This window comes from Pseudoxanthomonas sp. J31, assembly GCF_000510725.1.
GTDB lineage: Bacteria > Pseudomonadota > Gammaproteobacteria > Xanthomonadales > Xanthomonadaceae > Pseudoxanthomonas.
This window is the reverse complement of record NZ_AZNZ01000001.1, coordinates 671,934-693,653: the sequence shown is the minus strand read 5'-3', so window position 1 is coordinate 693,653 and position 21,720 is coordinate 671,934. Positions and strand designations below refer to the sequence as shown.

Sequence of the window (21,720 nt, the reverse complement as noted above, 5' to 3'; positions counted from 1 at the left end):
CTGCCGCCCCGGCCGGCGCGCGGGGCGGCGGCGCGGACGCGGGCCGCGAGGAAGCGCAGGTGGTTGCGGAGGCGCCCGGGCGCGACTCAGCGCGGGGCGATGTAGGCGAGCGTGGCCATGCGCCCGGTGCGCTGCTCGCGCCGGTGCGAATAGAACCGTTCCGGGTCGCTGATCGTACACAGCCCGCCGCCGTGGATCGCGCCCGGTGCCAGCCCGGCGGCGCCCAGGCGGCGCCGGGCCAGGGCGTAGAGGTCGACCTTCCAGTGGCCGGGCCGGGCGGGGACGAACGCCTCCGCGGCCTGCGGATCGGCGCCGACGAAGGCGTCGAACACCTCGGCCCCGATCTCGTAGGCCTGCGGCCCGGCCGCCGGGCCGAGCCAGGCCAGCAGCCGTCCCGGGGCGGCATGCATGGCGGCGACGGTCACCTCCAGCACCCCGGCGGCCAGCCCGCGCCAGCCGGCATGGGCCACCGCGACCTCGCTGCCGTCGGCGGCGGCCAGCACCACCGGCAGGCAGTCGGCGGTCAGCACCGCCAGCACCACGCCGGGGACCGCCGTGGTGGCCGCGTCGGCCTCCGGCTCGGCCTCGGTGGGAAGCGGCGCCTGGAGCGGCCGGTCGAAGCGCAGCACGGCGGTGCCGTGCACCTGGCGCAGCCAGTGCGGCGCCGAGGGCAGGCCACGGCGGCGGCGCAGTTCGGCGCGGTTGGCCGCGACCACGGCCGGGTCGTCGCCGTTGCGCGCGCCCAGGTCGAAGCTGGCGAACGGCGCGGCCGAGCCGCCCGCGCCATGGCGCAGGGTGGTGAAGGCATGCACGCCCGGCGGCGCCGGCCAGTCCGCTTCCAGGATGGCCGGATCGCGCGCGCCGCCGTGGCCGTCGCCGCCCGCCGTCATCGCCGCTGGTTCTCCTCCCAGCGGCGGGTGTCCTCGCGCAGCACCCGCAGCAGGTCGAGCATGTCCGCCGGCAGCGGCGCCGCCACCCGCACCGGTTCGCCGCTGACCGGGTGTTCGAACTCCAGCACCTCGGCATGCAGGGCCTGGCGGCCGAACCCGCGCAGGCGCCCGACCAGTTCGTCGCTGGCGCCGCGCGGCAGCTTCAGCGGGCCGCCGTACAGCGGATCGCCGACGATCGGGTGGCGCAGGTGCTGCATGTGCACGCGGATCTGGTGGGTGCGGCCGGTTTCCAGGCGGCATTCCAGCGCGGTATGGGCGCGGAAGCGCTCGCGCAGCCGGTAGTGGGTGACCGCCTCGCGTCCGTCCTCGCGCACGGCCATGCGCAGGCGGTCGCGCGGATGGCGGTCGATCGGCGCGTCGGCGGTGCCGCCCGACACCAGGGCGCCGACCACCACCGCCAGGTACTGCCGGTGCACCTCGCGCGCGGCCAGCTTCGCCACCAGTCCGGTGTGCGCCGGCAGGGTGCGGGCCACCACCATCACCCCGCTGGTGTCCTTGTCCAGGCGGTGGACGATGCCGGCCCGCGGCAGCGCGGCCAGGCCCGGATCGCGGTGCAGCAGGGCGTTGACCAGGGTGCCGGCCGGGTTGCCGGCGCCGGGATGGACCACCCGTCCGGCGGGCTTGTCGAGCACGAACAGGTGCTCGTCCTCGTACAGGATGTCCAGCGGGATGTCCTCGGCCACCGCCTCGGTCTGGACCTCGGCCACCGCGGCCAGGGTCACGGTCTCGCCGCCCTTGACCGGGTCGCGCGGGCGCGCGGCCTGGCCGTCCAGCAGGGCATCGCCGGACTTGATCCAGGCGGCCAGGCGGGAGCGGGAGTATTCGGGGAACAGTTCGGCCAGCACGGCGTCGAAACGGCGGCCGGCGGCCTCGTCGGGGACGATGGCCTGGCGGGGGGCGTCGGAAGTGTGGGACATCGGGGGCTTCGGTTCGGGGTCCGGGCAGGCGAAGTCAGTCGCCGGACAGGCCACTAGGCTATCATCGGCCCTTCCGATTTCCCCGGCATGCCCTCCCCGATGGCCCTAAGCCCCCGTTCCAGCCTCTCCGTCCTCCGCCTGGTGGCCCTGCTCGTGCTCGTGGCCCTGCTGGCCACCGGCTGCGGGCGCAACAAGACCAAGAAGGATGCCGACGAAGGCAGGCCGGTCGCCGAACTGTACGAGAAGGGCCACCACCACATGGAGCGCGGCAACTGGGCCAGCGCCGAGCTGGTGTTCAGGCGCCTGGTCGCGCAGTACCCCTACGGCCCGTACACCGAGCAGGCGCTGATGGAAACCGCCTACGCCCAGTACAAGGCCGGCAAGCACGACGACGCGGTCTCCACCATCGACCGCTTCATCCGCACCTACCCGACCCACCGCAACATCGCCTACTTCTACTACCTGCGCGGCCTGTCCAACTCCAACCGCGACGCGGTGTTCATGCAGCGGGTGTGGTCGCTGGACCCCAGCCGCCGCGACCTGTCCTCGCCGCAGCAGGCCTACGAGGACTTCAACACCGTCGCCCAGCGCTACCCGAACAGCCGCTACGCCGCCGACGCGCGCCAGCGCATGGTGGTCCTGCGCAACGTGTTCGCGCGCCACGAGATGGACATCGCGCTGTACTACATGCGCCGCGGCGCCTGGCTGTCGGCGATCGGCCGCGCCAAGTACATCCTCGAGACCTATCCGCAGAGCGACTACCAGTACGACGCCGTCGCCGCCCTGGCCGAGTCCTACCGCAACCTGGGGCAACCGGAACTGGCCGAGGACGCCGCGCGCGTGCTGCGCCTGAACCAGCCCTCGCACCCCTACCTGAGCGGCGACTGGCCGAAGTACCCGTGGGCCATCCGCAAGCTCAATCCGTTCGCCGGCGAGCGCTCGCCGACCACCGGCCAGCGCGACGCCTCGCGCCGCTGAACAACGGGGTCCCGCGACGAGGAAGGGCGCATCCGCGGATGCGCCCTTCTTTTTTTGCGTGTGCCGGTGGGGCCTCAGCCGGTGAAGCCGTTGCTGATCGGGTAGCGGCGCTCGCGCCCGAACGCGCGCCGCGAGACCTTCGGTCCCGGCGCGGCCTGCTGCCGCTTCCATTCGCTGGTCCGCACCAGGCGCAGGACCCGGTCCACCACCTCGGCGGCATAGCCGGCGGCAACGATCTCCTCGCGCGACTGCTCCTGGTCGACGTAGCGGTAGAGGATGCCGTCGAGCACGTCGTAGGGCGGCAGCGAGTCCTGGTCCAGCTGGTTGGCGCGCAGCTCGGCCGAGGGCGGGCGGCTGATCACCGCCGGCGGGATCACCGGCGCGCCGCCGACGGTGTTGCGCCACTTGGCCAGGCCGAACACCTCGGTCTTGTACAGGTCCTTCAGCGGCGCGTAGCCGCCGCACATGTCGCCGTAGATGGTGGCGTAGCCGACCGCGTACTCGCTCTTGTTGCCGGTGGTCAGCAACAGCCCGCCGAACTTGTTGGACAGGGCCATCAGGATCGCGCCGCGGCTGCGCGACTGCAGGTTCTCCTCGGTGGTGTCGCTCTCCTGCCCGGCGAACACCTGCTCCAGCGACTGCAGGAAGCCGGTGAAGGCCGGCTCGATCGGGATCGTCTCCAGGCGCACGCCCAGTGCCGCGCACTGCTCGGCGGCCAGGTCGTTGGACAGGCCGGCGGTGTAGCGCGAGGGCAGGCGCACCGCGGTGACGTTGTCCGGGCCCAGGGCCTCGGCCGCCAGGACCAGCACCAGGGCCGAGTCGATGCCGCCGGACAGCCCCAGCCAGGCGCGCCGGAAGCCGTTCTTGCCGCAGTAGTCGCGGATCCCGCGCACGATCGCGCGCCAGGCCAGCGCGTCCATGCTCTCGTCGCCGTCGTCCATCCACTGCACCGGGGTGAAGCGGCGGCCGGCGGTGTCGTAGTCCACCACCAGCCACTGGTCGGTGAACGCGGCCGCGGCCGGGTGCACGGTGCCGTCGCCGTCGGCCACCACCGAGGCCCCGTCGAACACCAGCGAGTCCTGGCCGCCGACCAGGTTGAGGTAGGCCACCGCCGCGCCAGTGTCGCGGGTGCGTTCGGCCAGCAGGGCGTCGCGCTGGGCGTGCTTGCCGCGCTCGAACGGCGAGGCGTTGGGCACCAGCACCAGCTGTGCGCCGGCCTCGACCGTGGCCGCCATCGGCTCGGGGAACCACAGGTCCTCGCACACCACCACGCCCACCGGCACGCCGCCGACCTCGAACACGCAGGGGCCGCCGTCGGAGTCGACCTCGAAGTAGCGGCGCTCGTCGAACACCGCGTAGTTGGGCAGCTCGCGCTTGCGGTAGGTGGCCTCGATGCGGCCGTCGCGCAGCACGCTGGCGGCGTTGTACAGCACGCTGCCGGCAGACTCCGGCCAGCCCACCACCGCGGTGATGCCGTGCACGCCGGCGGCGATCCGTTCCAGCTCGCGGTGGCACTGGGCCAGGAACGAGGGCCGCAGCAGCAGGTCCTCCGGCGGGTAACCGCTGATCGCCAGTTCGGGGAACAGCACGATGTCCGCGCCGTATTCGTCGCGGGCCTCGGCGATCATCGCCGCGATCCGTTCGGCGTTGGCGGCGACGGCGCCGACCGGGAAGTCGAACTGGGCCAGCGCGATGCGCAGCGAATCCTTCATGGACGGGGGGCCGTGTTGGGGATGGCCCATGATACCGGCGCGGCGTGGGCATCCTGCATCGGCCGGGCCCGGTGCGCGGGAAACCCGGGGCCCGGACGCGCGAAGGCCGCCCGGAGGCGGCCTTCGCTCCACCGTCGGAAACGGTGGGGGTATTACTTGAGCAGCGAGGCGATCGCGGCGCCCAGGTCGCCCGGCGAGCGGACGGTCTTCACGCCGGCGGCCTCCATGGCCTTGAACTTGCCCTCGGCGGTGCCCGAGCCGCCCGACGCGATCGCGCCGGCATGGCCCATGCGCTTGCCCGGAGGGGCCGAGGCGCCGGCGATGAAGCCGACGACCGGCTTCTTCACGTGCTCCTTGATGTAGGCCGCACCGGCTTCCTCGGCGTCGCCACCGATCTCGCCGACCATGATGATGCCCTCGGTCTGCGGGTCCTCGTTGAACAGCTTGAGGCAGTCGACGAAGTTCAGGCCGTTGATCGGGTCGCCGCCGATGCCGATGACGGTGGACTGGCCCAGGCCCGCGGCGGTGGTCTGCTTGACCGCCTCGTAGGTCAGGGTGCCCGAGCGCGAGACGATGCCGATCTTGCCCGGCATGTGGATGTGGCCCGGCATGATGCCGATCTTGCACTCGCCCGGGGTGATGATGCCCGGGCAGTTCGGGCCGACCAGGACCACGTCGGGGTGCTGCTTGAGCACGTTCTTCACGCGCAGCATGTCCAGCACCGGGATGCCCTCGGTGATGGCGACGATGACCTTGATGCCGGCCGCGGCCGCCTCGAGGATCGCGTCGGCCGCGAACGGCGGCGGGACGTAGATGACCGAAGCATCGGCGCCGGTGGCGTCGACCGCCTCGCGCACGGTGTTGAACACCGGCAGCTCGATGTGGGTGGTGCCGCCCTTGCCGGGGGTCACGCCGCCGACGACCTGGGTGCCGTACTCCACCATCTGGGTGGCATGGAAGGTGCCCTGCTGGCCGGTGAAGCCCTGCACGATCACCTTCGTGTTCTTGTTGATCAGAACGGACATTGTCTTGAAGTCCTCGAAATTCTTGTTGGTTGCCGGCTCCCGGGGCGCGCCTCCCCGGCCTGCGCCGCGCCGCTTCGCGGCGGGCCGCCCCCTGGCTCAGGGGGCCGGCCGGGATTCACGCCGGTTCCGCGAACCGCCAGGGCGGATCAGGCGGCGGCAGCGGCGGCGACGGCCTTCTTGGCGCCGTCGTTGATGTCGTCGGCCGGGGTGATGGCCAGGCCGGACTCGGCCAGCAGCTTCTTGCCCGCCTCGACGTTGGTGCCCTCCAGCCGGACCACGACCGGGACCTTGACGTCGACTTCCTTGACCGCGGCGATGATGCCCTCGGCGATCATGTCGCAGCGGACGATGCCGCCGAAGATGTTGACGAAGATCGCCTTGACCTTGTCCGAGGACAGGATCAGCTTGAAGGCCTCGGTGACGCGCTCCTTGGTCGCGCCGCCGCCGACGTCGAGGAAGTTGGCCGGCGAACCGCCGTTGAGCGCGATCACGTCCATGGTGGCCATCGCCAGGCCGGCGCCGTTGACCATGCAGCCGATGTTGCCGTCCATGGTCACGTAGTTCAGGTCGTACTTGCTGGCCAGGACCTCGGTCTCGTCCTCCTGGCTGACGTCGCGCATCGCGGCCAGGTCCTTGTGGCGGAAGGTCGCGTTGTCGTCGGAGTTGACCTTGCCGTCCAGGGCGTACAGGTTGCCGTCGTCCAGGATCGCCAGCGGGTTCAGCTCGACCAGGGACAGGTCCTTGTCGTTGAACAGCTTGTACAGGGCGCCCATGATGTGGGCCAGCTGGTTGGCCTGCTTGGCGTTCAGGCCCATCTTGAAGCCGATCTCGCGGCCCTGGTACGGCTGCACGCCCTCGACGAAATCGACGTTGAGGGTGTGGATCTTGTCCGGGGTCTCGGCGGCCACCTGCTCGATGTCCATGCCGCCCTCGGACGAGGCGATGAAGGTGATCGACTTGGTGCCGCGGTCGACCAGCACCGACAGGTACAGCTCCTTGACGATCTCGCCGGCGGTGGTCACCAGCACCAGGTTCACCGGCAGGGCCACGCCCGCCGACTGGTAGGTCGCCATCTTCGTGCCGAGCATCTTGCCGGCGGCGGCCTTCACGTCGTCGAGGGTCTTGCAGAACTTCACGCCGCCGGCCTTGCCGCGACCGCCCGCGTGGATCTGCGCCTTCACCATCCAGGGGCCGTCGCCCAGGGACTTGGCGGCCTCGACCGCTTCATCGGCCGTGGACGCGACGCGTCCGGCCGGAACCGGGATGCCATAGTCGGCAAAAAGCTGTTTCGCCTGGTACTCGTGGAAATTCATGCTTCACCAATGGGTGGGGAACGGCCGCCGGTGGCAGGCGGGAAAGGGCCGGAAACGGCCCCGGGACGTGCCGGGCGGGGGCGATATTGTCGCCGATGGCGGGGCGGGCGTGCAAAACCGCCCCGCCAACGCACCGTTCCTATACTGACGCCGAGCCCGACCGGGGAGTCCCGCTTGCCGCACCCTTCGCTGATCGACCGGATCGAATCCATCCCGCGGCGCGAACTGCACGCCTTCGGCCTGTACCGGGTACTGGAGGCCGGACTGATCGCCGCCCTGGCCTTCAGCCCGCTGCGCGACCTGGCCGGGCCGGTGGACGCGCCCCTGGCCTACGCGGTGGCCGCCGGCTACATCGTCGCCGCGGGGGTGCTGCTGGTGCTGGGCCGCGACGAGCGCTGGCTGGCGCCGCTGGTGCTCACCGGCAGCTGCATCGACATCCTGGCCGCGGCGCTGGCCACCCATGCCCTGCCCGGGGTCGGCGCCGGCATCGCCATGATGCTGCTGTTCAACGTGGCCGCCGCGGCCATGCTGCTGCGCCTGCGCCAGGGCCTGGCGGTGGCGGTGCTGGCCTCGCTGGCGCTGGTCGGCGAATACGCCTGGTCGGTCCTGGGCAGCGACGGCCCGCCCCCACGCCCGCTGGCGGAACTGACCATGTTCGTCACCAGCTACCTGGCACTGGGCTGGCTGGGCCACCAGATCGGCCAGCGCGCCCGCGCCAGCCTGCAGCTGGCCGCCACCCGCAGCGCCCAGGTCGCCAACCTGGTGGAGATCAACGAGCTGATCATCCGGCGCATGCGCACGGGGGTACTGGTGGTCGACGGTGACAACCGCATCACCCTGGCCAACGAAGCGGCGCTGATGCTGCTGGGCGACGCCGCCCCGGACCCCGACGGCGGCCGCCTGGCCAGCGCCGCGCCGGAACTGGCGCGCCGGCTGCAGCGCTGGCGCGAGGGCGGCGAGGCCGACGCCGGCCCGCTGCAGCTGCGCCCGGACCAGCCGGAGATCCAGCCGCGCTTCGCCCGCCTGCTGGCCGACAGCGACCTGGCACTGGTGTTCCTGGACGACGCCACCGTGGTCTCGCGCCGCGCCGAATCCCTGACCCTGGCGGCGATGGGCCGCTTCTCCGCCAGCCTGGCCCACGAGATCCGCAACCCGCTGGCGGCGATCAGCTACGCGGTGCAGCTGCTGCAGGAATCGCGCGGCATGGACGAGGGCGACCGCCGCCTGCTGCAGATCATCCACCAGCAATGCCTGCGCACCAACGGCATCGTCGAGAACGTGCTGGGCCTGGCCCGGCGCGAGCGCGCCAAGCCCGAGCACGTGGACCTGCGCGCCTTCGTCCGGCGTTTCGTCGACGATTACCGCGGCACCCTGCCGCTGGAGACGGACACCGTGGAGGCGGCGCTGCCGGACACCCCGGTGCCGGCCCTGGTCGACCCGGCGCACCTGCAGCAGATCCTCACCGCGCTGGTGCAGAACGCGCTGCGCTACGGGCGCCTGCCGGACGAGCCGGCACGGGTGCGGGTGCAGGTCGCCAGCGAGGGCCGCAACGCCGTGGTCGAGGTGCTCGACCACGGTCCCGGCATCCCCGAGGCCGCGGCGGCGCAGCTGTTCCGCCCGTTCTTCACCACCTCCGAGCATGGCACCGGCCTGGGCCTGTACATCGCCGGCGAGCTGGCGCGCGCCAACCAGGCCACGCTGCGCCACGTTCCCCCGCCGGGCGGCGGCGCCTGTTTCCGGATCACCCTGCCCGGCCCGATGGGCATGCTCGCCGTGTGACCGGCATCACCTACTTGGTCACGCGCGAAAGAGTCGGCTATCGTTCCCCGCCATGACCCAAACCCGCAGCGCCCTGATCGTCGACGACGAACGCGATATCCGCGAGCTGCTGGTCCTGACCCTCGGGCGGATGGGACTGCGCGTGGATACGGCGGCCAACCTGGCCGAGGCGCGCGAGCTGCTGGCGTCCCGGCGCTACGACCTGTGCTTCACCGACATGCGCCTGCCCGACGGCAGCGGCATCGAGCTGGTCGGCGAGATCGCGCGCAAGTACCCGCAGACGCCGGTGGCCATGATCACCGCCTTCGGCAACATGGACCTGGCGGTGGAGGCGCTGAAGGCCGGCGCCTTCGACTTCGTCAGCAAGCCGGTGGACATCAACGTGCTGCGCGGCCTGGTGCGGCACGCGCTGGAGCTCAACAACGCCGAGCGCCCGGCCCCGCCCCCGCCGCCGGCCGAGCAGGCCAGCCGCCTGCTGGGCGATTCCCCGGCGATGCAGGCCCTGCGGGCGACCATCGCCAAGGTCGCCCGCAGCCAGGCGCCGGTGTACATCCTCGGCGAATCCGGCGTGGGCAAGGAGCTGGTGGCGCGCACCATCCACGAGCAGGGCGCGCGCGCGGCCGGGCCGTTCGTGCCGGTCAACTGCGGCGCGATCCCGGCCGAGCTGATGGAAAGCGAGTTCTTCGGCCACAAGAAGGGCAGCTTCACCGGCGCCCACGCCGACAAGCCCGGCCTGTTCCAGGCCGCCAGCGGCGGCACCCTGTTCCTGGACGAGGTGGCCGAGCTGCCGCTGGCGATGCAGGTCAAGCTGCTGCGCGCGATCCAGGAGAAGTCGGTGCGCCCGGTGGGCGCGGCCAGCGAGGTGCCGGTGGACGTGCGCATCCTCTCGGCCACCCACAAGGACCTGGCCGGGCTGGTGGCCGAGGGCCGCTTCCGCCACGACCTGTACTACCGCATCAACGTGATCGAGCTGCGGGTGCCGCCGCTGCGCGAGCGCACCGCCGACCTGCCGCAGCTGGCCAACGCGATCCTGGCGCGGCTGTCCGCGGGCCAGGGCCGGGAGGCGCCGGAGCTGGCCGAGGCCGCGCTGGCGGCGCTGGCGCGCTACCCCTTCCCGGGCAACGTGCGCGAACTGGAGAACGTGCTCGAGCGCGCCCTGGCCCTGGCCGAGGGCGACCGCATCGAGGTCGCCGACCTGCACCTGCCACAGGCGCCGATGCGCACCGCCACGGCGCCGGCCGCGGCCGCCCCGGAACCGGCGCTGGAGCCGGCCGGCGGCGCCCTGCCCTCCTACATCGAACAGCTGGAGCGGGCCGCGATCCAGAAGGCGCTGGAGGACAACCGCTGGAACAAGACCCGCGCCGCGGCGCAGCTGGGCATCACCTTCCGCGCCCTGCGCTACAAGCTCAAGAAGCTGGGCATGGACTGAGGCGGCCGCGCCGCCTCCCCGCGCGCCGCGCCAGCGGCGATAATGGCGCATGACCACGAGCCACACGCCGAAGAAATCGCTGGGCCAGAACTTCCTGCACGACGCCCGCTACATCGAGCGCATCGTCCAGGCCATCGACCCGCGCCCCGGCGACCGGGTGGTCGAGATCGGCCCCGGCCAGGGCGCGCTGACCCTGCCGCTGCTGCGCCGCCACGGCGCGCTGACCGTGATCGAGTTCGACCGCGACCTGGTCGGCCCGCTGGCCGACATGGCGGCCCCGGTCGGCCAGCTGGAGATCATCCACCGCGACGTGCTGCAGGTGGACCTGACCGCCCTGGCCGGCGGCGGACGGATCAAGCTGGCCGGCAACCTGCCCTACAACATCTCCTCGCCGATCCTGTTCCATACCCTGGACCACGCCGCTGCGATCCGGGACATGGTGTTCATGCTGCAGAAGGAAGTGGTCGACCGCATGGGTGCCGCGCCCGGCAGCAAGGTCTACGGCCGGCTGAGCGTGATGCTGCAGGCGTACTGCCAGGTGCAGCCGCTGTTCGTGGTGCCGCCGGGCGCGTTCCGCCCCGCGCCCAAGGTCGACTCGGCGGTGGTGCGGCTGGTGCCGCGCGACCCGGCCACGATCGGCATCGCCGACCGCGACCGCTTCGCCCACGTGGTGCGCGCGGCCTTCGGCCAGCGCCGCAAGACCCTGCGCAACGCCCTGCGCGACGTGTGCACGCCGGAACAGTTCGAGGCCGCGGGGGTCAGCGCCGACGACCGCGCCGAGCAGGTCGACGTCGCCGGCTTCGTGCGCCTGGCCAACGCCTGAGGCGTGCGCGGACGCCGCGCTTGCGGCGGACGCCGGCACGCGCGATCTTGTGCCCCCGGCATCACGCGGCGTTCGCTTACACTGTCGCCATGTCCCGCTCCGATACGCCCTACGCGATCGAGGTCGAAGTCGCCCCGCGGTTCCTGGAAGACCAGTCCGAACCCGACGCCGACCGCTACGTGTTCGCCTACACCATCCGCATCCGCAACCGCGGCAGCGTGGCCGCGCAGCTGCTGGCGCGGCACTGGACCATCACCGACGGCCACGGCCGCACCGAGGAAGTGCACGGCGAGGGCGTGGTCGGCGAGCAGCCGTGGCTGGAACCGGGCGAGGACTTCGAGTACACCTCCGGCGTGGTGCTGGAGACCGGGGACGGGTCGATGCAGGGAAGCTACGACATGCTGGCCGCCGACGGCACGCGCTTCGACGCGCCGATCGCCCCGTTCCTGCTGACCGTCCCACGGACGCTGCACTGAGGCCGCCGGATGACCACCTGGGCCATCGGCGACCTGCAGGGTTGCTACGACGCCACCCAGCGCCTGCTGGAGAAGATCAACTTCGACCCGGCCGCGGACACCCTGTGGTTCTGCGGCGACCTGGTCAACCGCGGCGGGCAGTCGCTGGAGACCTTGCGGCTGGTGCATTCGCTGCGCGAGCACAGCGTGGTGGTGCTGGGCAACCACGACCTTTCGCTGCTGGCCATCGGCGAACGCCCGCTGGCGGAGAAGCGCAAGGTCAACCCGGACCTGCAGCGGGTGGTGCTGGCCGACGACGCCGGCGAACTGCTGGGCTGGCTGCGCCGGCAGAAGCTGGTGCACGTGGACCGCGAACTGGGCTGGCTGATGGTGCACGCTGGGCTGGCGCCGCAGTGGACCACGCAGATGGCCGAGCAGCTGGCCAACGAGGTGCAACGCCAGCTGCGCGGCGACGGCTACCGCGGCCTGCTGCGCAACATGTACGGCGACAAGCCGCACTGGTCGCCGGGCCTGCGCGGCCAGGACCGCTGGCGCGCGATCATCAACTGGTTCACCCGCGCCCGCTACTGCACCCCGCGCGGGCGCATCGCGATCGACGAGAAGGGCCCGCCGGGCAGCCAGGCCCCCGGCCTGTACCCGTGGTACGAGGCCCCGGGCCATGCCCCGCGCGACCTGAAGATCGTCTGCGGCCACTGGTCCACCCTGGGCCTGACCATCGCCCGCAACGTGCACGCGATCGACACCGGCGCGGTCTGGGGCGGCAAGCTCACCGCGCTGCGCCTGGACGGCGACGAACTGTGCGTCAAGCAGGTTCCCGGCCGCGACGTGTCGGCGATCCCGCCGCACCTGCGCAAGGAATGAGCCGGCCCGCTCAGCGGCGGCGGTAGTCGACGAACTGGAAGGCGTGGGCGTGGCGCGCGTCGGCCGCATGCGCCTGGCGCGCGACTTCCCGCCACTGCGCCTGGTCCCATTCCGGGAAGAAGGTGTCCGCGTCCTCGACCACGGTGTCGACCAGGGTCAGGTGCAGGTCGGTGGCCAGCGGCAGGGCCAGCGCATAGACCTCGCCACCGCCGATCACGCTGAGGGTTCCAGCGCCCTGCACGCGCGCCAGCCCAAGCGCCTGCTCCAACGAAGCCACCGGCTGCATGCCCTCGAACGGCATCGCGCCGCTGCGGGTCAGCACCAGGTTGGTCCGGCCCGGCAGCGCGCGGCCCAGCGATTCGGCGGTACGCCGGCCCATCAGCACCGGCGTGCCCAGGGTCAGGGCCTTGAAGCGCCTGAGGTCGTCCGGCAGCCGCCACGGCAGGTCGTTGCCGCGCCCGATGGCGCGGTTGCGGTCCATCGCCACCACCAGGGCGACGCGCATGCTCACACCGCCACCGGGGCCTTGATCGCCGGATGCGGGTCGTAGCCCTCGATGGCGACGTCCTCGTAGCGGAAGTCGAACAGGTCGCGCACTTCGGGATTGAGCCGGAGCTTGGGCAGCGGCCGTGGCGCGCGCGCCAGCTGCTCGCGCGCCTGCTCGAAATGGTTGGAGTACAGGTGGGCGTCGCCCAGGGTGTGGACGAAGTCGCCGACTTCCAGCCCGGTGGCCTGGGCCACCATGTGGGTCAGCAGGGCGTAGCTGGCGATGTTGAACGGCACGCCGAGGAAGATGTCGCCGCTGCGCTGGTACAGCTGGCAGCTCAGGCGGCCATCGGCCACGTAGAACTGGAACAGGGTGTGGCAGGGCATCAGCGCCATCTTCGGCAGGTCGGCCACGTTCCAGGCGCTGACCACCAGCCGGCGCGAATCCGGGTTGCGCTTGATCTCCTCGACCACCCAGCGGACCTGGTCGATCTCGCTGCCGTCGCTGCCGGTCCAGCGCCGCCACTGCTTGCCGTAGACCGGGCCCAGCTCGCCGTGCTCGTCGGCCCACTCGTCCCAGATGCTGACCTTGTTCTCCTTCAGGTAGGCGATGTTGGTCTCGCCCTTCAGGAACCACAGCAGTTCGTGGATGATCGAGCGCAGGTGCAGCTTCTTGGTGGTGACCAGCGGGAAGCCCTGGCCCAGGTCGAAGCGCATCTGCCAGCCGAACACGCTGCGGGTGCCGGTGCCGGTGCGGTCCGGCTTGTCGGTGCCGTGCTCCAGCACGTGGGACAGCAGTTCCAGGTATTGCTTCACGCCTTGCCTCCGTCAGCGGTGGGCGCCGGCCGCAGCACCGGCGCGCCGTGCGAGCGCCACAGCAGGAACAGGCCCAGCAGCACCAGCGGCAGGCTCAGCAGCTGGCCCATGGTCAGCCAGCCGAAGGCCAGGTACCCGATCTGGGCATCGGGCACGCGCACGAATTCGACCAGGAAGCGGAAGCAGCCGTACAGCAGGGCGAACATGCCGGCCACCGCGTAGCGCGGGCGCGGCCGGCGCGAGAACCACCACAGCACGCAGAACATCACCAGGCCCTCGAGGAAGGCCTGGTACAGCTGCGAGGGATGGCGCGCGAACGCGTCCAGCGCGCCGGCGTCGAAGCGGGCCTTGAGCGCGGCCGGATCCAGCCCCTGGTATTCGGCCGGCAGGCCGGACGGGAACACCACGCCCCAGTCGCCGCCGGTGTACTTGCCCCACAACTCGCCGCCGACGTAGTTGCCGATCCGGCCGAAGCCCAGCCCCGGCGGCACCAGCGGCGCGACGAAGTCCATGGTGTCGAAGAAGTGCAGGCCCTGGCGGCGCGACCACAGCCAGCTGGCGATGAGCACGCCGATCAGGCCGCCGTGGAAGCTCATGCCGCCGTCCCACACCCGCACCACCATCAGCGGGTCGCGCAGGGCGTCTCCCAGCGCGTAGAACAGCACGTAGCCCAGGCGGCCGCCGAGCACCACCCCGAGCATCCCGTAGAAGAGCAGGTCCGAGTAGGCGTTGGCGTCGGTTCCGGGCAGGCGCCCGGCGGCGATCCGGCGCTGGCCCAGCCACCACGCGGCGGCGAAGGCCAGCAGGTACATCACCCCGTACCAGTGCACCTTGAACGGGCCGAGGCTCAGGGCGATGGGGTCGATCTGGTGCAGGACGATCATGGGGCCACGCGCTGGGTTCGGAGTCGGACTGTATTACAGGGCGGGTCCGCCCGGCGCCGCGGCCGGGCACCGCGGCTCAGAACTCGCCCGCGCCCGGGACCTGCTTGGCACGCGCCACCCGGCGCATGAGCAGGTTCAGGATCTCCACCATCACCGAGAAGGCCATGGCGAAGTAGATGTACGGCTTGGGCACGTGCACGTCGAAGCCGTCCAGCACCAGGACCACGCCGACCAGCAGGATGAAGGCCAGGGCCAGCATCTTGATGGTGGGGTTGGCGTCGATGAAGTTGCCCAGCGGGTTGGCCGCCAGCAGCATGATCGCCACCGCCACCAGCACCGCCACCACCATCACCGGGATGTGGTCGGCGATGCCCACCGCGGTGATCACCGAGTCCAGCGAGAACACGATGTCGATCACCGCGATCTGGGCGATCACCACCCAGAACACCTGCGAGGCCTTGGTGGTGCGCGGGTCGTCGTCGTGGCCGCCGCTGATCAGCTCGCGGATTTCCATGATGCCCTTCACCAGCAGGAACGCGCCGCCGACGATCAGGATCAGGTCGCGCACCGAGATGCCCATCTGCCCGATGTGGAACAGCTCGGTGTGCATGCGCGCCAGGAAGGCCAGCGAGACCAGCAGGCAGATGCGGGTGACGCAGGCCACGGCGATGCCGAACTTGCGGGCGAAGGCGCGCTTCTCCTGCGGCAGGCGGCCGACCGCGATCGAGATGAACACCAGGTTGTCGATGCCCAGCACGATCTCCAGCGCGCTGAGGGTCACCAGGGTCAGCCAGACGTTCGGGTCGGCCAGGAATTCAAGGTTCATGGGGGATGTTTCCAGTGGTAAGCGGGTTCACAGCAGGCGCGGGCCCAGGACCAGGCCCCAGCACGCCAGCACGTTGAGCATCAGCACGAACACCGCGGCCGAGCCCATGTCCTTGGCGCGGCCGGCCAGCTCGTGGTGTTCCGGGCCGTAGCGCTCGATCACCGCCTCGATCGCGGAGTTCAGCAGCTCGGCGGCCAGCACCAGCAGCATCGAGCCGAGCAGCAGGGCGCGCTCGATCCCGTCCCGGCCCAGCCACAGCGCCAGCGGCGCCAGCACCACGAACAGGTAGACCTCCAGGCGGAACGAAGACTCGTGGCGCCAGGCCGCGGCCAGTCCCTGCAGCGACCATTGCGCGGCCTGCAGGATCCGGCGCGGGCCGCGGGGCAGGTGGCCGCTCACGTCAGCCATGGGCTTGCCCTGCGGGGAGATGCGGGTACGGCGGCAATGGAAGCCGGCCGGAGGGCCGGGCCCGGAACTGGGACGTCATCAGGCGGTGGCGGGCCAACGGAGCGCCAATTTTGCCACACCCCTCCCCGGCACGCCGCGCGGGCGCGCGGCGCCGGCCACGGACAGCCGCCACTCCGGCCGTTCGGCCGGGTCACCTGGAGGCGCGCAGCGCCTGCTGTTCGGCCAGGGTCAGGGCGACGTTGTCGCGCAGGTAGGCCGGTTCGACCCGCTCGGCCGGCACCGCCTCGCCGGCCTCGCAGGCACTCGCGGCCAGGCGCGCCAGCACCGCGGCGCGCGGCAGCGCGGCCGGGTCGACCGCGACCATTTCGCCCGCCAGGCGCTGCGCGAGCAGGCCGTCGGCGGCGGCAAAGCCGGTGCCCACGCCCTGCCAGGCTCCGGAGGCGACCGGCAGCCGCACCGCTTCCGGCGCCAGCACCTGCTCGCGGTCCAGCGCCCGCAGGCGCCCGCCTTCGCGTTCGTAGGCGCCGACGTAGACCTCGCCCATGCGCGCGTCGATCGCGGCCAGGATCCGGTCCGGGCCGTCGGCCGCGGCGCCGGCGGCCAGCACCTGCAGGGTCGAGACCGGCACCAGCGGGCGCTCCAGCGCCAGGGCGATGCCCTGGGCCAGGGCGATGGCCAGGCGCACCCCGGTGAACGCGCCGGGGCCGCGGCCCACGGCGATCGCGTCCAGCTGCGCGCGGGCAATGCCGGCCTCGGCCAGCAGTTCCTGTGCCCACGGCAGGGCCAGCTCGGCGTGCCGGCGCGGCACCACGCCGAAGCGCTCGCGGACTTCCCCGTCCAGGTACAGCGCGACCGAGCAGGCCTCGGTGGCGGTTTCGAAAGCGAGCAGTTTCATCGGGGCGGTCTTCGGCAGCGGAACGGGGAAACGGGGGTTGCAGGTTAATCCAGCGGGGCGTCCGGCGCGGCGGTGGCGAAGAACGCCTGCACGTCCTCGATCCGGCGGGTCACCGCGAAGCGCGGCAGCGACTGCATGAACACCCGGCCATAGGGCTTGCCGGTGATGCGCGGGTCGCACAGCACCAGCACGCCGCGGTCGGTCTCGCTGCGGATCAGCCGGCCCACGCCCTGCTTGAGCGCGATCACTGCCTGCGGCAGCTGCTCGTCGCGGAACGGATTGCCGCCGCGCCGGCGCACCGCCTCCAGCCGCGCCTCGAACACCGGGTCGTCCGGGGCGGCGAACGGCAGCTTGTCGATCACCACCACGCTCAGGGCGTCGCCGGCCACGTCCACGCCCTCGCGGAAGGTGGCCGAGCCCAGCAGCACGCCGTTGCCGGATTCGCGGAAGCGGCGCAGCAGCTCCACCTTGGGCGCACTGCCCTGCACGAACAGCGGCCACGGCCCGCCCTCCAGCGCGGCGGCGGCCTCGCGCAGGGCGCGGTGCGAGGCGAACAGCAGGAACGCGCGGCCGCCGGAGGCCTCCAGCACCGGACGCACCGCGGCGAGCATGGCCGCGGTGAACTCGCGGCTGCTGGGCTCGGGCAGGTTGCGCGGCAGGTAGCACAGCGCCTGGCGCTGCCAGTCGAACGGGCTTGGCTCCAGCAGGGTCTGCGGATCGAACAGGCCCAGCTTGCGGCCGATGTGGGTGAAGCCCCCGCCCACCGCCAGGGTGGCCGAGGTGAAGATCCAGGCCGCGTGCGAGCGCTCGCGGTGCTGGCGCAGCGGCGCGGACACGTCCAGCGGCGTGCGCTGGCAGCGGAAGCCGCGCGCGCTCAGCTCGTACCAGTAGACCTCGCCGCCGCGCGCGGCCGCGGCGGCCAGGGCCTCGGCATCGGCCCCCTCGCCTTCGCCGGCGACCGCCTCGACCAGCGAGTCCTGCTCGCCGGGTTCGGCGAAGGCATCGGAGGCGGCGTCGCCATCGCGCCAGCGTTGCAGGCGTTCGCCCAGGTCGCGGGCACGGGCCACGCAGGCCTCGAAACCGGGCGAGGTTTCGGCCAGCGGCTCCATCGCCTGCTCCAGCGCGGCCAGCGCGTCGGCCAGCACGTCGAAGCCATCGGCCACCGCCGGCAGGGCCAGGGCGCGGTAGCGCGTGCCGCGCGGCGGCAGCGCCTCCATCGCCGCGCGCAGCTCGCGCAGGGCCTGCTCCAGCGCGCGCACCGGCCCCTGCACCACCGCGGTGGCGCCGGTGGTCTGCTTGCACTCGGCCAGGCAGTCGCGGCCCAGCTCCTGGATCTGGCGCATGCCGAAGCCTTCGCCGAAGAAGCTGGCGGCCAGCTCCGGCAGCTGGTGCGCCTCGTCGATCACGAAGGCCTGGGCGCCGGGCAGGATCTCGCCGAACCCCTCCTGCTTGAGCGCCAGGTCGGCCAGCAGCAGGTGGTGGTTGACCACCACCAGGTCCGCGGCCTGGGCGCGCTGCCGCGCCTGGACCACGAAGCACTCCTCCCAGAACGGGCAGTCGCTGCCCAGGCAGTTGTCCACCGTGGAGGTGACCAGCGGCAGCAGCGGCGAATCATCCGGCAGGGATTCCAGCTCGGCCATGTCGCCGGCGCGGGTGCGCCCGGCCCAGGCGACGATGCGCTGGAACTGGCTGGCCTGCTCGGGGCTGGAGAAGCGCGCGTCGCCCCTGGCCTGCTCCAGCCGGTAGCGGCACAGGTAGTTGGCGCGACCCTTGAGCAGGGCGCTGCGGACACCCTTGCCGAGGGCGTCGCGCACCCGCGGCAGGTCGCGGTGGTAGAGCTGGTCCTGCAGCGCGCGGGTACCGGTGCTGACGATGGTCTTCAGCCCCGACAACAGCGCCGGCACCAGGTAGGCGTAGGTCTTGCCGGTGCCGGTGCCGGCCTCGGCCAGCAGCACGTCGCGGTGCTCGATCGCCTCGGCCACCGCCGCGGTCAGGCGCTGCTGCGCCGGGCGCGCGGTGAAGCCGTCCAGGCGCGCGGCGAGCGCGCCTCCTTCGCTGAGCGCCTCGCGGCTGGCCTGGGCAAGAAGGGACATGGTCGATGCAGGATGCACGGTCCGGCGCGGCCGGCGGCGGGGTACGCCGCGGCCGCCGCCGTCAGAACCGCTGCACGCCCGGGACGGTGCAGGCGGCCAGCTGCGCCCTGGCCGAGGCGGCATTCTCCGCCTGGCCGCGCGCCAGCCGCGACTGCTCGATGGTGGCCCAGTGCCGCCGGCACATCGGCCCGACCCGCGAGCCGAGGTCATAGGCGCGCCGGGCCAGGGTCTCGGCGCGGTCGTACTGGCCCTGCAACAGCGCCACCTCCGCCCGCTCCTGCAGCACCGCCGGGTCGTCGGGGGTGGCCAGCAGGGCCTGGTTGAGGGCCTCGGCGGCGGCTTCGGCCTGGCCGGCAGCCAGCGCCGCGGCGGCGCGCTCGCGCAGGTCGGCGACCTGCGGGTCGCGCAGCGGCTGCACGTCCAGTTCGGTGTCGGCGGCGCCGGCGGCGGCCTGGACCGCGGCCAGGCGCTGCGCCGGGGTCACCTCGGGCACGGCCGGGGCCGGCGGCGCGGGCGTGGTACCGCAGGCGGCCAGCAGCAGGCAGGCGGCCGCTGCGGCGGGGAAACGGGGGAAGGCTTGCATGCCGGCCATTATGGCGCAGGCGGCTGCGCCGGGGCCGGCGCCTGTTGCGGATCGGCGGCGCGGCCGCCGCCGAACAGGCGCCGCCAGAAGCCCGGCTGGCGCTCCTGCGCCTGCGCCGGCGGCGGCGCGGTGCCATCCAGCGGCAGCGGCAGGTAGTCCGGGGTGCACGGCGCGTAGTCCGGCGCGGTGCCGGCCACGAACGGCAGCCGGCGCGCGCCGGGGCAATCGGCGTCGGTGACGTAGGAGCCCTCGGCCTGCACCCAGTGCCATTCCACGCCCTTGCCATCGACCTGCAGCGGCGAGCTGGGCAGGCGCGAGAACAGGCCCGACCAGATCCGCATCGCGCCGGTGGCGCCGTACAGGCCGGTCTGCTGGTTCTGGTCGTTGCCGACCCAGACCACTGCCAGGTGGTCGCCGGTGTAGCCGGCGAACCAGCTGTCGCGGCCGTCGTTGCTGGTGCCGGTCTTGCCGGCCGGGGACAGGCGGCCGAGGCCGTCGCGCTGCAGCTGGCGCGCGGTGCCGCTGTTGACCACCTGCTGCAGGGCGATGGTCACCAGGCGGGCGGCGATCGAGTCGCCCTCCTGGGCCGGCGCCGGCGCGGTGTCGTAGCGCTTGAGCAGCCGGCCTTCCGGGTCGAGCACGCCGCGCACCGCGCGCAGCGGCTGCACCTGCCCGCCGGAGGCGAGGAACTGGTACAGCTGGGTCATCGCGTACGGGCTCTGGTCGGTGGAACCGAGGATCAGCGAGGGATTGGGTTCGGCCTCGATCCCCGCCAGCACCTTCAGCAGCTGCGCCAGGCGGTCCGGGCCGACCTGCATGCCCACCCGCACCGTGGCCTGGTTGTAGGAATGCGCCAGCGCGTCCACCAGCCGCACCGTGCCGTGGCTGCGGTTGTCGGAATTGCCCGGCGACCAGCGCCGGCCGCGTCCCAGCTCGACCGTGACCGGGGCGTCCTCGACGAAGCTGGCCAGCGAGAAGCGCTGCGGCTGCGCCAGCGCCAGCAGGTACACGAACGGCTTGAGCAGCGAGCCGACCGGCCGCTGCGCCTCGACCGCGCGGTTGAAGCCGTGCAGCTCGGCGTTGCGGCCGCCGACCACCGCCAGCACGTCGCCGCCGCGCACGTCGGTCACCACCACCGCCGCCTCCAGCGGCGGGCGCTTGCCGGTCTGCAGCGCCTCCAGGGTGCGCGCCACCGCGCCCTCGGCATAGGCCTGGGCCGAGGGCGACATGCCGGTGAGCACGGTCAGGCCGGCGCCCTGCAGCGCGCTTTCCGGGTAGTCGCTGGCCAGCTGCCGGCGCACCAGGTCGATGTAGCCGGGGAAGCGGTTGGCCGCGGCCACGCCCGGGCGCGCGGTCACGCCCAGCGGCGCCTTGCGCGCGCGCTCGTATTCGGCGTCGTCGATCAGGCCGGTGGCGTGCATCATCGACAGGGCGACGTTGCGACGCTCCAGCGCGCGCTGCGGGTGGCGGCGCGGGTCGTAGTAGGACGGGCCCTTGACCAGGCCGATCAGCAGCGCGGTCTGCTCGGTGGTCAGGTCGTCCAGGTCGCGGCCGAACCAGAACTCGGCGCCGGAAGCCACGCCGTGGATCGCCTGCCCGCCGCGCTGGCCCAGGTAGACCTGGTTGAGGTAGGTCTCCAGGATCGTGCGCTTGTCGTAGCGCGCCTCCAGGATCAGCGCGTACAGGATCTCGTTGAACTTGCGGCTCCAGGTCTGCTCCTTGCCGATGCCCAGCAGGCCGCTGCGGGCCAGCTGCTGGGTCAGGGTGGAGGCGCCCTGCTTCTTCTCGCCCGAGCGCAGGTTGACCAGCAGTGCGCGCAGCATGCCGGACACGTCGATGCCGTGGTGGCGGGCGAAGTCGCGGTCCTCCACCGCCTGCAGGCCGGTGGTCAGCAGTTCCGGCACTTCCTCGATCCGCACCAGGCGCCGTTCTTCCTGGCGCTGGCCGTAGAGGGTGGCGATCCGCGCCGGGTCCAGGCGCGCGGCCTTGATCGCCTGGCCGCTTCCGGCATCGCGCAGGCGCGAGACCTTGCCGCCGGACAGGCTGACCTCGATCCGCCGCGGCGGCACCACGCCGTCGATGTCGGCGTAGCCGCGGCTGGAGATCGTGAAGCGGGCGCCGTCGACGTGGTAGCTGCCCTGGCGCCGGCCCTCGCCGTCCTCCTGGTAGCCGGCCGCGTCCAGCTCGGTGCGCAGGGTGCGCTCGTCCAGCGCCAGGCCCGGCCGCAGGTGCAGCGGGCGCGCGTACACGCGGGTGGGGATCTGCCACTGCAGGGCGCCGAAGCGCTCGGTCACCTGGTTGTTGAGGTGGACCGTGTACGGGACCAGGAACCCGGCCGCCAGGGCGGCGGCCGCGAGCACCACGGTCAGCAGGCGGCCGCGCCAGGCGGACGCCCCGGGGGACTTCGCGCGGGCGGTATCTCCGGCGGTAGAACGTCGAGGCACAGGAATACCAGGATCAGGAACG

Annotated in this window: 20 protein-coding genes; 6 read left to right on the top strand and 14 right to left on the bottom strand. The window is 72.5% G+C overall.

Going from position 1 to position 21,720, the window contains the following annotated elements; translation table 11 throughout:
• Nucleotides 1-86: 86 nt before the first annotated feature.
• Both pgeF and rluD read right to left on the bottom strand, forming a co-directional pair.
• Nucleotides 87-890 carry a peptidoglycan editing factor PgeF gene (pgeF, locus tag PSEJ31_RS0103155; protein WP_051403625.1) on the bottom strand — a complete coding sequence of 268 codons (804 nt, stop codon included), beginning with the start codon at nt 888-890 and terminating at the stop codon, nt 87-89.
• Nucleotides 887-1,867 carry a 23S rRNA pseudouridine(1911/1915/1917) synthase RluD gene (rluD, locus tag PSEJ31_RS0103150; protein ID WP_028914622.1) on the bottom strand — a complete coding sequence of 327 codons (981 nt, stop codon included), beginning with the start codon at nt 1,865-1,867 and terminating at the stop codon, nt 887-889. The genes pgeF and rluD overlap by 4 nt, the downstream gene beginning before the upstream one ends.
• A 99-nt stretch (nt 1,868-1,966) precedes the next feature.
• On the opposite strand from rluD, the gene PSEJ31_RS0103145 reads away from it, so the two are divergent.
• Nucleotides 1,967-2,845: an outer membrane protein assembly factor BamD gene (locus PSEJ31_RS0103145; protein WP_037034306.1), complete on the top strand. Its 879-nt coding sequence runs from the start codon at nt 1,967-1,969 to the stop codon at nt 2,843-2,845.
• A 74-nt stretch (nt 2,846-2,919) separates the two neighbouring features.
• On the opposite strand, the gene PSEJ31_RS0103140 is transcribed toward PSEJ31_RS0103145, so the two are convergent.
• The 3 genes from PSEJ31_RS0103140 to sucC all read right to left on the bottom strand — a co-directional run bounded on the left by PSEJ31_RS0103140 (nt 2,920) and on the right by sucC (nt 6,895).
• On the bottom strand, nt 2,920-4,557 hold the full coding sequence (locus tag PSEJ31_RS0103140) for an NAD+ synthase (protein ID WP_028914621.1): 1,638 nt from the start codon (nt 4,555-4,557) through the stop codon (nt 2,920-2,922).
• A 152-nt stretch (nt 4,558-4,709) separates the two neighbouring features.
• Nucleotides 4,710-5,582 (bottom strand): succinate--CoA ligase subunit alpha, encoded by an 873-nt coding sequence (gene sucD, locus PSEJ31_RS0103135; RefSeq protein WP_028914620.1) that lies wholly within the window; start codon nt 5,580-5,582, stop codon nt 4,710-4,712.
• Nucleotides 5,583-5,728: 146 nt separating this feature from the next.
• On the bottom strand, nt 5,729-6,895 hold the full coding sequence (gene sucC / locus PSEJ31_RS0103130; protein WP_019398412.1) for an ADP-forming succinate--CoA ligase subunit beta: 1,167 nt from the start codon (nt 6,893-6,895) through the stop codon (nt 5,729-5,731).
• A 174-nt stretch (nt 6,896-7,069) separates the two neighbouring features.
• On the opposite strand from sucC, the gene PSEJ31_RS0103125 reads away from it, so the two are divergent.
• The 5 genes from PSEJ31_RS0103125 (at nt 7,070) to PSEJ31_RS0103105 (ending at nt 12,263) form a co-directional block, all read left to right on the top strand.
• Nucleotides 7,070-8,674: an ATP-binding protein gene (locus PSEJ31_RS0103125; protein WP_028914619.1), complete on the top strand. Its 1,605-nt coding sequence runs from the start codon at nt 7,070-7,072 to the stop codon at nt 8,672-8,674.
• Nucleotides 8,675-8,726: 52 nt separating this feature from the next.
• Nucleotides 8,727-10,103: a sigma-54 dependent transcriptional regulator gene (locus tag PSEJ31_RS0103120; protein ID WP_019398414.1), complete on the top strand. Its 1,377-nt coding sequence runs from the start codon at nt 8,727-8,729 to the stop codon at nt 10,101-10,103.
• Between the two features lie 49 nt (nt 10,104-10,152).
• Nucleotides 10,153-10,926: a 16S rRNA (adenine(1518)-N(6)/adenine(1519)-N(6))-dimethyltransferase RsmA gene (gene rsmA, locus PSEJ31_RS0103115; protein ID WP_028914618.1), complete on the top strand. Its 774-nt coding sequence runs from the start codon at nt 10,153-10,155 to the stop codon at nt 10,924-10,926.
• Between the two features lie 89 nt (nt 10,927-11,015).
• Nucleotides 11,016-11,402: a Co2+/Mg2+ efflux protein ApaG gene (gene apaG / locus PSEJ31_RS0103110; protein WP_028914617.1), complete on the top strand. Its 387-nt coding sequence runs from the start codon at nt 11,016-11,018 to the stop codon at nt 11,400-11,402.
• A gap of 9 nt (nt 11,403-11,411) precedes the next feature.
• Complete coding sequence (locus PSEJ31_RS0103105; protein WP_019398417.1) at nt 11,412-12,263, top strand: symmetrical bis(5'-nucleosyl)-tetraphosphatase; 852 nt, start codon at nt 11,412-11,414, stop codon at nt 12,261-12,263.
• Nucleotides 12,264-12,273: 10 nt separating this feature from the next.
• Here the strand turns inward: PSEJ31_RS0103105 and PSEJ31_RS0103100 are convergent, their stop codons facing one another.
• The 9 genes from PSEJ31_RS0103100 to mrcB all read right to left on the bottom strand — a co-directional run bounded on the left by PSEJ31_RS0103100 (nt 12,274) and on the right by mrcB (nt 21,698).
• Nucleotides 12,274-12,768 carry a dihydrofolate reductase gene (locus PSEJ31_RS0103100; RefSeq protein ID WP_028914616.1) on the bottom strand — a complete coding sequence of 165 codons (495 nt, stop codon included), beginning with the start codon at nt 12,766-12,768 and terminating at the stop codon, nt 12,274-12,276.
• Nucleotides 12,769-12,770: 2 nt separating this feature from the next.
• Nucleotides 12,771-13,565: a thymidylate synthase gene (locus tag PSEJ31_RS0103095; RefSeq protein WP_028914615.1), complete on the bottom strand. Its 795-nt coding sequence runs from the start codon at nt 13,563-13,565 to the stop codon at nt 12,771-12,773.
• On the bottom strand, nt 13,562-14,449 hold the full coding sequence (lgt, locus tag PSEJ31_RS0103090; RefSeq protein WP_028914614.1) for a prolipoprotein diacylglyceryl transferase: 888 nt from the start codon (nt 14,447-14,449) through the stop codon (nt 13,562-13,564). Before lgt ends, PSEJ31_RS0103095 begins: the two co-directional genes overlap by 4 nt.
• Before the next feature lie 76 nt (nt 14,450-14,525).
• Complete coding sequence (locus tag PSEJ31_RS0103085; protein WP_028914613.1) at nt 14,526-15,275, bottom strand: TerC family protein; 750 nt, start codon at nt 15,273-15,275, stop codon at nt 14,526-14,528.
• A 27-nt stretch (nt 15,276-15,302) separates the two neighbouring features.
• Nucleotides 15,303-15,683, bottom strand: coding sequence for a diacylglycerol kinase (locus PSEJ31_RS0103080; RefSeq protein ID WP_019398422.1), 381 nt, complete (start codon nt 15,681-15,683; stop codon nt 15,303-15,305).
• A gap of 190 nt (nt 15,684-15,873) precedes the next feature.
• Complete coding sequence (gene tsaB / locus PSEJ31_RS0103075; protein WP_019398423.1) at nt 15,874-16,578, bottom strand: tRNA (adenosine(37)-N6)-threonylcarbamoyltransferase complex dimerization subunit type 1 TsaB; 705 nt, start codon at nt 16,576-16,578, stop codon at nt 15,874-15,876.
• A gap of 44 nt (nt 16,579-16,622) precedes the next feature.
• Nucleotides 16,623-18,671 carry an ATP-dependent DNA helicase gene (locus PSEJ31_RS0103070; protein ID WP_028914612.1) on the bottom strand — a complete coding sequence of 683 codons (2,049 nt, stop codon included), beginning with the start codon at nt 18,669-18,671 and terminating at the stop codon, nt 16,623-16,625.
• A 61-nt stretch (nt 18,672-18,732) separates the two neighbouring features.
• Nucleotides 18,733-19,263, bottom strand: a complete 531-nt coding sequence (locus PSEJ31_RS0103065; protein ID WP_084220784.1) for a tetratricopeptide repeat protein — start codon at nt 19,261-19,263, stop codon at nt 18,733-18,735.
• Complete coding sequence (gene mrcB / locus PSEJ31_RS15610; protein WP_037034301.1) at nt 19,263-21,698, bottom strand: penicillin-binding protein 1B; 2,436 nt, start codon at nt 21,696-21,698, stop codon at nt 19,263-19,265. Before mrcB ends, PSEJ31_RS0103065 begins: the two co-directional genes overlap by 1 nt.
• Nucleotides 21,699-21,720 lie beyond the last annotated feature (22 nt).